This is a genomic window from Arthrobacter sp. NicSoilC5 (genome assembly GCF_019977395.1).
Lineage (GTDB): Bacteria > Actinomycetota > Actinomycetes > Actinomycetales > Micrococcaceae > Arthrobacter.
Window position 1 is genome coordinate 3633532 of the sequence record NZ_AP024660.1, and the last position, 14010, is coordinate 3647541.

Annotated in this window: 11 protein-coding genes; 5 read left to right on the forward strand and 6 right to left on the reverse strand. The window is 69.7% G+C overall.

Going from position 1 to position 14010, the window contains the following annotated elements:
• The first annotated feature begins 70 nt into the window (after positions 1-70).
• Complete coding sequence (locus tag LDO22_RS17085; protein WP_043449019.1) at positions 71-376, forward strand: hypothetical protein; 306 nt, start codon at positions 71-73, stop codon at positions 374-376.
• Here the strand turns inward: LDO22_RS17085 and LDO22_RS17090 are convergent.
• Positions 373-996, reverse strand: a complete 624-nt coding sequence (locus LDO22_RS17090; protein ID WP_224024801.1) for a DedA family protein — start codon at positions 994-996, stop codon at positions 373-375. The two genes, LDO22_RS17085 and LDO22_RS17090, sit on opposite strands and share 4 nt — an antisense overlap.
• Before the next feature lie 34 nt (positions 997-1030).
• On the opposite strand from LDO22_RS17090, the gene LDO22_RS17095 reads away from it, so the two are divergent.
• A complete protein-coding gene (locus LDO22_RS17095) occupies positions 1031-1561 on the forward strand; it encodes an O-acetyl-ADP-ribose deacetylase (RefSeq protein ID WP_224024803.1) in 531 nt (176 codons plus the stop codon).
• Here the strand turns inward: LDO22_RS17095 and LDO22_RS17100 are convergent.
• Positions 1533-2525, reverse strand: a complete 993-nt coding sequence (locus tag LDO22_RS17100) for an RluA family pseudouridine synthase (protein WP_224027273.1) — start codon at positions 2523-2525, stop codon at positions 1533-1535. The two genes, LDO22_RS17095 and LDO22_RS17100, sit on opposite strands and share 29 nt — an antisense overlap.
• 116 nt (positions 2526-2641) lie before the next feature.
• Here LDO22_RS17100 and LDO22_RS17105 point away from each other — a divergent pair, with 116 nt between their 5' ends.
• Positions 2642-3277: a helix-turn-helix domain-containing protein gene (locus tag LDO22_RS17105; RefSeq protein ID WP_224024805.1), complete on the forward strand. Its 636-nt coding sequence runs from the start codon at positions 2642-2644 to the stop codon at positions 3275-3277.
• Entirely contained in the window at positions 3274-3966 is a 693-nt protein-coding gene (locus tag LDO22_RS17110) for an SRPBCC domain-containing protein (RefSeq protein ID WP_224024807.1), read from the forward strand. The genes LDO22_RS17105 and LDO22_RS17110 overlap by 4 nt, the downstream gene beginning before the upstream one ends.
• 33 nt (positions 3967-3999) lie before the next feature.
• Here LDO22_RS17110 and LDO22_RS17115 read toward each other — a convergent pair whose 3' ends face one another.
• On the reverse strand, positions 4000-5496 hold the full coding sequence (locus tag LDO22_RS17115) for a PLP-dependent aminotransferase family protein (RefSeq protein WP_224024809.1): 1497 nt from the start codon (positions 5494-5496) through the stop codon (positions 4000-4002).
• A 60-nt stretch (positions 5497-5556) separates the two neighbouring features.
• Between LDO22_RS17115 and LDO22_RS17120 the strand changes: the two genes are divergently transcribed.
• On the forward strand, positions 5557-6177 hold the full coding sequence (locus LDO22_RS17120) for a hypothetical protein (RefSeq protein WP_224024811.1): 621 nt from the start codon (positions 5557-5559) through the stop codon (positions 6175-6177).
• 18 nt (positions 6178-6195) lie between these two features.
• Here LDO22_RS17120 and LDO22_RS17125 read toward each other — a convergent pair whose 3' ends face one another.
• The 3 genes from LDO22_RS17125 to LDO22_RS17135 form a co-directional block, all read right to left on the reverse strand.
• Positions 6196-7026: a DNA-formamidopyrimidine glycosylase family protein gene (locus tag LDO22_RS17125; RefSeq protein WP_224024813.1), complete on the reverse strand. Its 831-nt coding sequence runs from the start codon at positions 7024-7026 to the stop codon at positions 6196-6198.
• Positions 7019-12148: a DEAD/DEAH box helicase gene (locus LDO22_RS17130; protein ID WP_224024815.1), complete on the reverse strand. Its 5130-nt coding sequence runs from the start codon at positions 12146-12148 to the stop codon at positions 7019-7021. Before LDO22_RS17130 ends, LDO22_RS17125 begins: the two co-directional genes overlap by 8 nt.
• Before the next feature lie 126 nt (positions 12149-12274).
• Positions 12275-13825: an FAD-dependent oxidoreductase gene (locus tag LDO22_RS17135; RefSeq protein WP_224024817.1), complete on the reverse strand. Its 1551-nt coding sequence runs from the start codon at positions 13823-13825 to the stop codon at positions 12275-12277.
• Positions 13826-14010 lie beyond the last annotated feature (185 nt).

The following is a 14010-nucleotide window of genomic DNA, read 5'->3' on the forward strand; positions in this document are numbered from 1 at the left end:
GTGGTCCCTCACAGGCGCTGTTGGGGGCCACACGTGATGGCGCATCCGGGGGTTGGATAGGGTTGGAGGCATGCCTTCCTTCCAGACCCGCCTCAAGATCACCGGGCTCCGGCCGGGGAATCCGCCGGAGTCCGTCATGGACGCGGCCGTGGAGGCGCTGGGCACCCGCCACCACGTGGAGGCGCACCAGCTGCAGATCGCCGGCGGCGTGCCGCAGCTGAACCTGCGCTTCCTCGTGGAGGCGAGCGAGTACAGCGGTGAGAACCGCCAGGCGGTGGAATCGGCAGCCATGATGCGCGACGCCGTCGAACGCGTTGCGCTGACGGGCCCGCTCAGCGTGCTGCGGCGCAGCCGCGGCAAGTGGCTGCCCGTCTAGCCTGCGTCCGGGAGGGGCTCCTCCTCCACCGGGGACCGGTCGCCGCGGCGGCGGGTGACGAGGATGCCCACGACGGCGCCGATCACCAGACCGACGGCCACGCCAATCAGGGAGCTCGCCCAGAACGGCAGCCTGGTTGTTGACCCGGTGAAGTAGCCCAGGCCCACCAGCCAGCATGCCCACAGCACGGCACCCAGGGCCGCGCACAGGCTGAAGCCGCGGACGGACACGTTGGCCACGCCGGATGCCGCCGAGGTGGCGAGCCGTCCGCCGGGAATGAACCTGGCGCCGATGATAGTGCCGTAGGTGGAGGAACGGCCGGCCTTGGCCAGCGCCGCGTGGATGCCGCTGTGGACCCGCCGGCCCCACTTCCACCGGTCCAGCACATGGCTCAGCCGCCGCCGGAAGAGATGGAAGACCACCATGTCGCCCAGCCAGGACGCCACGGCCGCGAGCACCAGCACCAGGAACACGTTGGCCCGGCCGTCCGCGGACAGGGCGCCCCCGGTGATCACCAGCATCTCGGAGGGGATGGGCGGAAAAATGGCATCGCCGATCACCACGGGGATAACCCAGAAGTAGAGGGCCGTCCCCCAGCTGTCAACGCTGCCGAAGTCCATTGCCACAAGGTACCGCACTTGGGAAACTGGCGGCATGCGGATCTCGGTTCTGCGGGGCGACATTACGCAACGGCGCGTGGATGTGGTGGTGAATGCTGCGAACTCCTCGTTGCTGGGCGGCGGGGGAGTGGACGGGGCGCTCCACCGGGCGGCCGGGCCGGAACTGCTCGCTGCATGCAGGGAGCTGCGTGCCACCGGACTTCCGCACGGCCTCCAGACCGGAGCCGCCGTGGCAACACCTGCCTTCCGGCTGCCGGCCCGCTGGGTGATCCACACAGTGGGGCCCAACCGGCACGCAGGACAGACCAACCGCGTCCTCCTGGTGTCCTGCTTCAGCGAAAGCCTGCGGCTGGCCGACACCCTGGGGGCGCAGGACGTGGCCTTTCCCGCGGTGGGCGGCGGAGCCTACGGGTGGAGTGCCGCGCACGTGGCGCAGGCAGCGCTTGAGGCGGTGACGGGGTTCCGGACCGCCCATCCGGCCAGCGGGCTGGAGCTGGTGGAGTTCGTGCTGCACACCGCGGAGATGGAGGCGGCGTTCAGGGACGTGCTCGGACCGCTTCGCTGAGCTCCAGGCTGCTGCGGTATTCCACGGGCTTTCCCGAGATCGGGTCAACGAACCGGATGCCCCGTGCCAGCAGCTGGAGCGGCCTGGCGTAGTCGTCCGGGGCCTTGTCCAGCAGGTCGGGATAGAAGGCATCGTTCACGATCCCCAGCCCCAGCGAGGCCATATGGACCCGCAGCTGGTGGGTCTTGCCGGTGTGGGGCTCCAGCCGGTACCTGGCCAGGCGCTGAGCTGTACCGATGGCGCCTGTACCGGTGACGCCGGTGCCGCCGGCACTTGCCGGTGCGCCGCCGTCGAACGTTTCCAGCCGCTCAATCCTGGTCTCCGCGTTCGGTTCGCCGTCCACGACCTCCGCCAGCAGGTAGCTGCGGGACTTGGTCATCCGGTTGCGGACCACCACGGGAAAGTCGACGGCGGGGTGCCCCGGCGTGGGCTCGGCGGCGGACACACACTCGTACTCCTTTTGCACCTGACGCTTCTCGAAGAGCACCTGGTACTTGCCCCGGGTCTGCGGGTTGGTGGAGAAGAGCAGCACGCCGGCCGTCATGCGGTCCAGCCGGTGCATGGGGATCAGGTCCGGCAGGTCCAACTGGTTCCGCAGCCTGACCAAGGCAGATTCCTGGATGTACGTGCCGCCCGGCGTGGTGGGCAGGAAGTGCGGCTTGTCCACCACCAGCAGGTGGTGGTCCTGGTGCAGGATGCTCAGTTCCACCGGCAGCCGCGTTTCCGGCGGCAGGGTGCGGTAGTACCAGATGAAGGTGTGCTCCTGCAGCGGCGTGGCCCGGTCCAGGGGGATGCCGCCCTCGCCAACGATCTCGCCGGCGTCGAACCTGTCCTCGATGCCCTGCGGGTCGATGTGGCCCCAGCGGTGCATCATGTAGTCCATCGCGGTCTCCCACGGGCCCTCTTCCGGAAGGCGCAGGCGCGTGGCATTGACGCCGTCGCGGACGGGGAGGGGGGATTGCATCACCGGTCCATTCTACCGGCGCTGGTTTAGCCGGTCCGGCCCGCTGCCGGCCGCCACGCCCTCCGACCATAAAAAAGTTCTTGACAAGAAAAGTTGTCGGTGGGCACACTGGAGGCATGCAGGACATTGCAGTCATCGAGGACCCGGCAGCCGCCGAAGCATCCCTGGATCCCATCCGTACCCGGATCCTGCGGGAGCTGGTCCAGCCGGCCTCAGCCACGCAGCTGGCAGTGCGGATCGGCCTGCCACGGCAGAAAGTGAACTACCACCTCAAGGCGCTGGAGCGGCACGGACTGGTGGAACTCGTGGAGGAGCGCCGCAAGGGCAACGTCACCGAACGGGTCCTGCAGGCAACCGCCGCTTCCTACCTCATCTCGCCGTCAGCGCTCGCCGCCGTATCCCCGGACCCAGTCCGGTTCGCCGACCGCTTTTCGGCGTTCTGGCTGCTGGCGCTCGCCGGCCGCATGGTGCAGGAGGTGGGAAAGCTCATCGCCGGCGCCGCCGCGGCCCGGCAGAAGCTGGCCACGTTCGCGATCGACGGCGAGATCACCTTCCGCACGGCGGCTGACAGGGCTGCGTTCGCGGAGGAACTCGGCGTCGAGGTCATGCGGCTGGTGGACAAGTACCACGACGCCGGCGCATCATCCCGCGGGCGGCGGCACCGGCTCGTGGTGGCGCTGCACCCGGCCCTGAAAGAGACCAATGCCGTCACGGCAACCAACGAAACAGCAGGCAAGGAGCAGGACAAATGAGCGACAAACGGGACTTCGAGATCGTCCAGGACACCGAACTGCCCGGCACCCCCGAGCGGGTGTGGGAAGCCGTCACCCACGGAACGCCGGCCTGGATGTTCCCCACGGACCAATGGCCGGCAGTCAAAACCGTTGAGGAATACCCCCACCACCTGGTGTCGCGGATGGAGGGGCCGGACGGCTGGTTCAACCAGCTGGAGCACGTGCTGGAGCCCCTGGACGGCGGCCGCGCCCGGCTCCACTACGTCCACAGCGGCATCTTCGCGGACAACTGGGACCAGCAGTACGACGGCGCCAGCCGCCACACCGAGTTCTACCTGCACACGCTGGGCCAGTACCTGCAGTACTTCGACGGCCGCCCCGTGGTGTTCACCGACATCCAAGCCCCGGCGGCATCCCAAACACCGGACGGCTTCACCCGCCTCCGTGACGCGCTGGGCGCCGGTTCCGCGGAGCGGGGCGCCACGGTCGATGTGGAGCTCGACGGCGTGGGGCGGCTTACGGGCGAGGTGGACTTCGCGAACGAGCACTTCCTGGGCATCCGCACCCCGGATGCGCTGTACCGGTTCTTCGGCCGCAACGCGTGGGGTGCCCCCGTGGGCATGACGGTGCACGATTTCAGCGGCGCCGGCGGCGCGGAGGCCACCGCCAAGGCCTGGGGCGGCTTCCTGGAGCGCGTGTACGGGTAGCTCCCGGTTCCCGGCGGTTCCGGCAGCGGCTGGTCAGGCGATGGCGACGGCGGGCGCCTGGGTCAGTGAGCGCCGCAGCTGGGGTGCGGCGTCCAGCCGGTCCTGGGCCGCCCGCAGCGCCAGGACTGCCGTCTCGAGCTTGTCCGGCGGGAGGGTGAACGGCAGCCGCAGGTTGCGTTCAAATGCGCCGCCGATTCCGAACCGGGGCCCGGCCGCCAGCCTGATGCCGTATTCCGGGGCCAGGACGGTCAGGGCCGTGCTGATGGGGCCGGGCAGCCGGCACCACACGGAGAGGCCGCCGGCGGGCGGCGCCACCTGCCACGTGGGAAGGTGCTCCGCGAGGAGGCCGAGCAGTGTGGACCTGTTGCGGCGCAGCATCTGTAACAGGGCGGGCAGGGGCTCCTCCAGAGCCCGCACCAGGTGTGCTGCCGCGAGCTGTTCCATGACGGGCCCGCCCAGGTCCAGGGTGGTCCGGGCCGCGGCAAATCGCTGGATCATGGACTCCGAGGCGCGGATCCAGCCGGTGCGCAGCCCGCCCCAGTGGGACTTGCTCAGTGATCCGATGGACACCACGGTGCTGCCGAAACCCGCCAGGGGACTGGTGGCAACGCCGTCGAGGTTGAGGTCACGGAGGGTTTCGTCCGCCACCAGTACGGTTCCGGCCGCGGCGGCCGCGCGGGCCAGCCGGCGGCGCTGGGCATCGGGCATGATCATGCCGGTGGGGTTGTGGAAGTCCGGGACCAGGTAGGCGAGTTTTGGCTGCTGCTGGACCATGGCGGCTTCCATCGCGGGCAGGTCCCAGCCGGAATCGGCGAAGGCCACCGGCACGGGGCGGCACCGGGCGGAACGGATGGCATCCAGCGCGTGCGGGTAGCTGGGGTGCTCCACCAGGATCCGGTCCTGCCGGTCCGCCAGGGTGCGGATGATGATGGTCAGGGCGTGCTGGGCGCCGGAGGTCACCATGATCTGGCCCGGTTGTGTCGGCACGCCGGCCGCTGAGTAACGGTCCGCCACCGCCTGCCGCAGCGGCAGCAGTCCCAGGGCGTCATAGCCGAACCCGGGAAGCAATGCCGGTAGCTCCGTCAGCGCCGCGGCGAAGGCCCGGTGCACCACCTCCCCGCTGGCGGGCAGCGCCGAATAGGCCAGGTCCACCAAACCTCCGGGCGCGGTGAGCCCGGGTGCGGTGAGTCCGGGTGCTGCCAGCGGGCCGGTGGAAGGCGGCTGCGGACCGAAAAGTGCCGGGCCGAACGGGGTCAGTTCGGGGATGCGGGTCTTGCCGCGGCTGCCCTGGCCGCTGCTCAGGAAGCCTTGCTCCCGGAGGCTGGCGTAAGCCGCAGTGACGGTGGTCCGGCTGACCGCCAGGGTGGAGCACAGTGAACGCTCGCTGGGCAGGGCGGTATCCAGCGGGATGCGGCCATCCAGGATCAGCAGCCGCACGACATCAGCCAGTTCGCGGTACGCGGGCCCGGTGCCCGTGTTCCACGGGCCAAGGAGACGGGACAGGGCGAGGGCGGTAAGGGCGGCAGCCATGTAGCCAGTATTTCAGACTGGATATGTAATTCAATGCCAGTTGGCTGCGAGCATGGTTCCATGATGACCCGCAGACTTGTCCAGCTCTTCACCGGCCTCGCCATGTACGGCATCTCCCTGGCTATGTTCATCCGCGCCGGCCTGGGCCTGGACCCGTGGGACGTGTTCCACCAGGGCCTGGCCAACCGGAGCGGACTGAGCATCGGCGTGGTGGTGATCGCCGTGAGCTTCCTGGTGCTGCTGCTGTGGATCCCCCTGCGCCAGATGCCCGGCTTCGGAACCCTGTGCAACGCCATTCTGGTGGGCGTCTTCGCGGACATCGGGCTGGCCGTGATCCCGCCGGTAACCCCCCTGGCCGCCCAGATTGGCCTCCTCGCAGGGGCCGTACTGGTTAACGCCGTGGCCTCGGCCCTCTACATCGGCGCCGGCTTTGGGCCAGGCGCCCGCGACGGCCTGATGACCGGGCTGGCCCGGCGCACCGGATGGACCGTCAGGTTCTCCCGCACGTTGATCGAGGTCACCGTGCTGGCCGCCGGCTGGCTGCTGGGCGGCTCGGTGGGTGTGGGTACCGTGGTCTACGCCCTGGCGATCGGTCCGCTGGTCCATATCCTGCTGCCGCGCTTCATGGTGGCGGCCAGTCAGTCCAGCACCGTCAAGGAACCCAGCGCGTCGACCTGTTGACCTCACCCCTGCAGCACGTCAGGCGGGCGGGGGCTGGCACTTCGGGCAGAAATAGATGTCCCGCTCCTCTTCGCCGTTCGGCTTCCCCAGGAGTCCACGCTGGATGGGCGTGCCGCATTTCAGGCACGGCCGCCGTTCTCCGCCGTACACCCAGTAGCCGGGCCTGCCGGCCATCCTGCCCACCGGCAGCCCGCGGGTGTTGAGGATGGTGACGCGGCGCCCCGGACCCAGGTTGACCTCCAGGAGTTGCTTGGCGTCTGTGATCATGGTCCGCACGTCCGCGACGTCCGATACGGGAGTGGCCGGATGCACACCCGACAGGAAGCACGCTTCGCAGCGGTAGATGTTTCCGATCCCTGCGAGGTTCCGCTGGTCCAGCAGCGCGACGCCGATGGGAACCTCGGGGCGTGACCTGATGCGGCGTTCGGCTTCGTCCGGGTCCCAGTCCGGGCCCAGCAGGTCCGGGCCAAGGAAGCCAACGATCGAATCCTCGTTGGCGGTGGCCACCACTTCTACGATTCCGAGGGAGAAGCCGACGGCGTCAGCGACGGCCGTGCGCAGAACGCACCGGGCGGTGTAACCCGGCTTGCGCCACCTCCCGCCGGGCGGGTAGACCTGCCAGGCGCCTTCCATCTTCAGGTGCGAGTGGATGGTCAGCCTCTTGTCCTCCGGGCTGACCACCCGCATCAGCAGGTGCTTGCCCCTGGGGATCACCTCATCGACGGTCCAGCCGGACAGGTTCAGGGTGGCGAACCGGGGCACGCGGAAGTCCGAGGCAGTCAGTGTCTGTCCCGCCAGGGCTTCATGCAGTTGGCGGGCGGCCCGCCAGACGGAATCCCCCTCAGGCACGGATCCTCAGTCCCTTCGGCGTGGAGTAGGCGCCGGCGGAGCTGAGGGCGACGGCGACCGGGGTGTCCAGGATTCCGTGCCCGTTCACCTTCTCCATGATCAGCTTGTCCACTGCTCCCCGCGTCACCACACCCACCAGCGCCGCACCTGCCGCCGCCAGGACGGCGTCGTCTTCGCTGAAGGCCAGCAGGGTCTTGCCGCCGCGCTCCACGTAGAGGACCAGCGCACCGTCCACCAGGACAACCAGGGCCCCTGCCTTCCGGCCGGGCCGGTGGCCGGTACCGGCGTCCGTCTGCAGGGCCGGCCAGGGGAGGGCCGCACCGTACGGGTTGGCGGGATCGGTGGCGGCGAGGGCCAGGGCCACGGGTTCGGCCTTGGCCAGCTGGGTGTCCTCCGAGTAGGAACGGAGCCGGTCAACGGTGGCCGGCACCGCGAACTGGGCGGCGCCGAGGTGCTCGATGAAGTAGCCGCGGCGGCAGCGGCCGGCTTCCTCCAGCCGTGCCAGCACCTTGTACATGAGTCCGAAGCCGCCGAGGATCTGCTCAGCCATGACGGAGCCCCTGGTGACCACGCCGTAGCGGTCCAGCAGCAGTTCCGCGGTGGCACGGGCGTGGATGGTGGCATCGAGTTCAGGCTCGGGCAGGGCAGACCAGCGGCCCGCCGCGGTGGGCGGAGTGGAGGCCCCCTGCGATCCGTACCGGCCCCCGGCCAGCCCGGGGGACCCCATCAGGCCGGTGCCATGGGAACGGCCCAGGCGGCTGAGCCGCGGTGCCCTGGCCCGGGGTGCGCGGGCCACCTGGCGGTGGGCTGTGTGGCCGCCGGCAATGAGTGCCCGGACAGGGGCGAACGTGTCCCCGGTGATCCTGCCGGCCCAGGCAAGGTCCCAGAGCGCAGCCACCACTTCCTGGTCGCTGAGGACGGCGTCCATGCCTCCGGCCACCTCGGTCAGCTGGCGGAAGAAGTACCCGCCGCCGTTGTTCCGCAGGTGGTCCAGGAGCCGTTGGCCGGCGTCCCCCGGTTCAAACTCGGGTGATGGGTTGAGCGTCAGCTCCACCGAGTCCGCCAGGTGAAGGCTGATCCAGCCGTCATTCCCCGGAAGTGCGCCGGCCCCGGACCACAGGACCTCGCCGGCAGCCATCAGTTCATCCAGCATGGCCGGCTGGTAGTTGGACACCCGCGTGGCCAGCACCAGGGGTTCCCAGGCCGAGGCAGGAACGGGCACGCCCGAGAGCTGGTCGATGGCGGTGATGATGCCGTCCAGTCCCCGCAGCGAGGGCTGGCCGCGGCCACCGCCCGGGGTCCTGACATGCTGCCATGCCGGCAGGAAGCGTCCGTAGGCGGCGGCGTCCACCGGTTCCACTTCCGCGCGCAGGGCGGCCAGCGAACGACGGCGGAGCTTGCGCAGCACCTCGGCGTCGCACCATTCGCTGGCGATGGTGTGCGTGGTGCCGGCGGGGGAGCCAGCCGCAGGGGTGGGCAGTTCCTCTGTTGCCTGGGTACCGGCCTCAAGGCCGGATTCCTGCGCGGACTCCCGGGCCGATTCCTGCGCGGCGCCGTTCTTTGGCCCGTCCTGTGGTGGGGAGTCCGGGTGTGCGGCGCCTGGTGTGGTGACGTGCGGCCGGAATTCGCCCTCCACCACGCGGCCGTCGGCCGCAAGGCGTTTCAGCGCGGTGCCCACTACTGCCACGCCCAGGCCCAGGCGGGCCGCTGCCTCCGCCGCGGTGAAGGGGCCGTGGGTGCGGGCGTACCGGGAGACGAGGTCGCCCAGGGGATCGGCAACCGGCTCAATGAAGGCCAGCGGGACGCCCATGGGCAGCGGCACGCCGATGGCGTCGCGGAGGCGGGCTGCGTCTTCCACCGCCGCGAAACGTTCAACGCCACCGATGTTGACCTTGATGGCGCGGTTGGCACGCTGGAGGGCGGCCAGGTGGGCTGCCGCTTCCGCCACGGTGGCGGAGGGGGTTTCGGCGCGTGGAGCCTCCACGGGCTCAACCACCGGTTCGGCGGACTCATTGACCGCGGGTTCGGCGGCCTCAACCACCGGGCTTTCGGCAGGTTCCAGCCGCAAAGCGGCCTCCTCCGGATCCAGCGGGCCCAGCAGCCGCAGCAGGTCCGCCATGCCTTCCATGCCGCGGGCACGGCGGTCCGGGGCAAGGCGCTGCAGCTCGCGTTCGGTGGCGTCGATGACCTTGGCGTCCAGGAGTTCGCGCAGCTCCACCCGGCCCAGCAGCTCGTTGAGGAGCGTGGAGTCCAGCGCCAGGGCGGCGGCACGCCGCTCCGCGAGCGGGGAATCGCCCTCGTACAGGAACTGTGCCACGTAGCCAAAGAGGAGGGACTTGGCGAATGGCGAGGGCTGCTGCGTGGTGGTCTGCACGATCCGCAGTTCGCGCCGCTCCACGGACGCGGCGATGTCCTTCAATGCCGGCAGGTCGTAGACGTCCTGGAGGCATTCGCGCACGGTCTCCAGCACGATGGGGAAGGTGGGGTATTTCCTGGCCACGTCCAGCAGTTGCGCGGACCGCTGGCGCTGCTGCCACAGGGGCTGGCGTTTGCCGGGGGTCTGGCGGGGCAGCAGGAGCGCACGTGCGGCGCACTCGCGGAAGCGGGAGGCGAACAGGGCGCTGCCGCCTACCTCGGCCGTGACAATCTGTTCCAGTTCCTCGGGATCGAAGAGGAACAGCTCCGCGCCCGGCGGCTCGTCCTCCATCATGGGAACCCGCAGCACGATGCCGTCGTCGGCCGCCATGGCCGAGCCGTCCAGGCCGTAGCGCTGGTGGAGCCGCTGCCCCACGGCCAGGGCCCACGGCGCGTGCACCGGCATGCCGAACGGACTGTGCAGGATGACGCGCCAGTCGCCCAGTTCGTCGTGGAAGCGTTCCACCACCAGCGTGGTGTCGCTGGGAACCACCTCGGTGGCCTGTTTCTGCTCGGTGAGGTACTGGATGAGGTTGTTGGCGGCGAAGTCGTCCAGGCCGCTGGCCTTGCAGCGTTCGGTGGCAGGGCCGGCGTCGGACGCGGACAGTTCGCGGACAAACGCGCCCAGCGCGCGGCCCAGGTCCACCGGCCGGCCCAGGGAATCACCCTTCCAGAATGGCAGCTTGCCGGGCTGCCCGAACGCGGGGGAGACCAGGACGCGGTCGTGCGTGATGTCCTCGATCTTCCAGCTGGTGGCACCCAGGGCAAAGACGTCGCCCACCCGTGACTCGTAGACCATTTCCTCGTCCAGCTCGCCCACGCGGCGGCCGCCCTTGGGTGCGCGCGCCGGTTTGCCGTCCTCGGAGGGGGAAGCCGAGCCCTCCTGTTCAGTGCCGATGATGTAGACGCCGAACAGGCCGCGGTCCGGGATGGTGCCGCCGGACGTCACGGCCAGGCGCTGGGCTCCCGGCCGGCCCTCGATGGTACCGGCGTTGCGGTCCCAGATGATCCTTGGCCGGAGCTCGGCGAATTCGTCGGACGGGTACCGCCCCGCCAGCAGGTCCAGGGTTGCCTCGAAGGCCGACCGGGGGAGGGACGCGAAGGGCGCCGAGCGCCGGACGGTGCTGAACCATTCCTCCACGTCGATGCTGCCCAGCGCCGTGGCAGCCACGGTCTGCTGCGCCAGGATGTCCAGTGGGTTGGCAGGGATGCTGAGCCGCTCGATCTTGCCGTCCAGCATGCGCTCCACCGTGATGGCCGTGTGGACCAGGTCAGCGCGGTGCTTGGGGAAGAGGACGCCCTGGGAGATTTCGCCCACCTGGTGACCGGCGCGGCCCACCCGCTGCAGGCCGCTGGCCACCGAGGGTGGCGACTCCACCTGGACCACCAGGTCCACGGCGCCCATGTCGATGCCCAACTCCAGGGACGACGTTGCCACCACGCACCGCAGCCGTCCGGACTTGAGGTCGTCCTCGATGAGCGCGCGCTGGTCCTTCGACACGGAACCGTGGTGGGCGCGGGCCAGTACGGGGTCCGCGCCGGCGGAGCTTCCGGCCTGGGCCATCATGTGGGCCGGTGTGGCGGTTGACGCGGGAATGCCCGACGCCGGTCCATCCGCAGTGCCGGGCGCGGCCGACTGCCCTTCCGGGCCGGGTCCGTCCCAGCCGCCGCCCACGGCAACCAGCTGGCGCTCTGCGTAGATCTCGTTGAGCCGGGCGGTGAGGCGTTCGGCGAGGCGCCGGGAGTTGGCGAAGACGATGGTGGACTGGTTGGCCAGGACCAGGTCCACGATCTTTTCCTCCACGTGCGGCCAGATGGACGCCTGCGGCTGGAGCCCGGACGCGGGACCGGAATCGAAGGCACCGGCGGCGCCCTGCAGGTCCGACATGTCCTCCACCGGGACGGAGACCGTCAGGTCCCAGTTCTTCCGGGCCGGCGGCGCGACGATCTCCACGGGAGCCGAACCCGCAAGGAACTGCGCCACGAGTTCCCGGGGCTCCACCGTGGCGGAAAGCCCGATGCGCTGTGCAGGCTTGGGCAGGAGCGCGTCCAGCCGTTCCAGTGATACGGCAAGGTGTGCTCCACGCTTGGTGCCGGCCACGGCGTGGACCTCGTCGATGATGATGGTGTCCACCTCGGCCAGGGTCTCCCGGGCCTTTGACGTGAGCATGAGGAACAGCGATTCGGGGGTGGTGATGAGGATGTCCGGCGGGTTGCTCAGCAGCCCGCGGCGCTCCGCTGCGGGAGTATCCCCGGACCGGACCCCCACGGTGATCAGCGGGGCGGGAAGCCCAAGCCGCTTTGCGGTCTGCGTGATGCCGATCAGCGGGGACCGGAGGTTCCGTTCCACGTCCACACCCAACGCCTTCAGCGGCGAAATATAGAGGACTCGGGTCTTACGCTTAGGCGCCCGGGCGCGCTTGCCTTTCGCGGGCACCTCCGCAGCGGCAGGCTCAGGGGCGTGGGACGCTGAGACCAGCAGCCGGTCCAGCGCCCAGAGGAAGGCCGCGAGGGTTTTTCCAGAGCCGGTGGGAGCCACCACCAGCGCATGCGAGCCGGAGGAGATGGCGTTCCAGGCCCCGGCTTGCGCCGGCGTCGGCTCCGAAAACGCGCCGAGAAACCAGTCCCGGGTGGGCCGGCTGAACTGGCCCATGGGCGCAGCCGTACCGGAGGCGCTACCGCCGGCAGGACGCTGTTCCTGGTTCATGCCTCCATCATGCCCCAAGGCACCGACACCCAACTCCGCGTTTGGCACCGGCTCCGCCCCCAGCAGAAACCGGCCTGATCCAACCCAGGATGCCGCTTACTGATGTCCCGCGTAACGCAGCCCCGCTCACGCCGTCCCAGCCTGCGGCAGGTCCTTGGTGGCAGGGCCCTCAAGAAGCGTGCCCTCGTTCGTGAAGCGCGAGCCGTGGAGGGGGCAGTCCCACGTCTGTTCATTGTCGTTCCAGTGCAGGATGCCGCCCAAGTGGGTGCAGACCCCGGACAACCTGCAGGTGCTTCCACCAACGGTGGACACTGCCACCGGCCGATTGCCGTCGCGGTAGACCTTGCCCTGGCCTTCGGCCGGGGCAGTGGCCGGCTCCCCGGGAGCGGGCCAGGAAGCCCGGTCCTTGCCCCGCTTCAAGCCATCGAGCCTGCGGCCCTCGGCGGCCACCTTCCCCCAGTCAGAGGCCAGCCTGGCTGCCACACCGGCGTTCAGCGCGACGGCGGAGAACGCGCCGGCCGGTGACGTGACGCGGTGGTGGATGGTGTCAGCCCACGGCACCTGGCCGCCAAGGATGTCAGCCGATATGCCCAGCGCTGCGGCGACGGCGTTGGTCATTCCCCACTTGTTGTAGCCGGTGCCGAAGTAGATCTGGCCCTTGCCCCGGGGGAGCTTGCCGAAAAACGGCATGAGGTTGGTGGGCATGTAGTCCTGCGCGGACCACGTGTGGGTGGTGGCAGCGCCGGGGTAATGCTTTCCCGCCCAGTCCAGCAGCCCGGCGAGGTGCGCCTTCTCGGAGTCCGTCCTGCCCACGTGATGGCCGTGCCCGCCCACGAGCAGCAGGTTCTTCCCGCCCACCTCGTAGTCGCGGAGCGAATGGGTGGGCTGTTCGACGGAAATGTACATGCCCGGCGGCGGCGCCTGGTCCTCCTGCAGTTCCAGCGCTGCCGCGTACGAACGGGCCGGCTTCAGCTTGGCGAAATAGAGGCCGCGGTCCAGGACCGGGATACCGGTGGCGAGCACTACCTTGTCCGCCCTGACACTGCCCCGGTCGGTCCGGACGGCGGAGGGCGCGTCCCCGGTGACGTCGCGAAGCCGCACGCCGCTGACAATGCGCCCGCCCCGGCTCCGGATGTCCGCCACCAGCGCGTCGAGGACATCCATCGGGTTGATTTGGGCCTGGTCACGCAGGCGGACGGCGCCGTGGACGGGAAACGGCAGGCCGGCGTCGCGCACGTAGTCCACGTCCAGTCCCGCGGTGCCGGCGGCGCTCATCTCTTCCCGCAGCTTCTCGGTGCCCTGGGCGGACGCAGCGTAGGTGTAGGCGGTGCGGCGCTGGAAGGGCACATTTTGTTCTGCCAGGTAGCGCAGCAGCCACGCCTGGCCCTCCCGGTTCCCATCCACGTACGCCTGCACCTGTTTCTGCGAATACTGGCGGGCGAGCTGGGACAGGAACGTGCCCTGCAGCAGGCTTACCTTGGCAGTGGTGTTGCCGGTGGTCACGGCGCCCGGGGAGCGGGCCTCCAGTACCAGCACGCTTTGCCCGGACCTGGCCAGCAGCAGGGCGGTGACCAGCCCGGTGAGCCCTGCACCCGCCACCACGGTGTCGTACCTGGAATCCGGTTCGAACGGATCAGAGGCAAAGGGAGCCCTGCGGTCCAGCCAAATCGACGTCATGCCAGTCCAACCTGCCTTCGGTCCACAACCCTCACAAGCTTCGTGATGGGTCCGTTATGCACCCCTGCTATCCGCGGCGTATTTGCTAAGTGTACTTATGATATTGGGGTTTAAGCACGACTTCGTCCCCCTGCTCCTGGGCACTGCTGACGCCGGCCCAACCGGACGCAAAGGCGGCCCGGCTT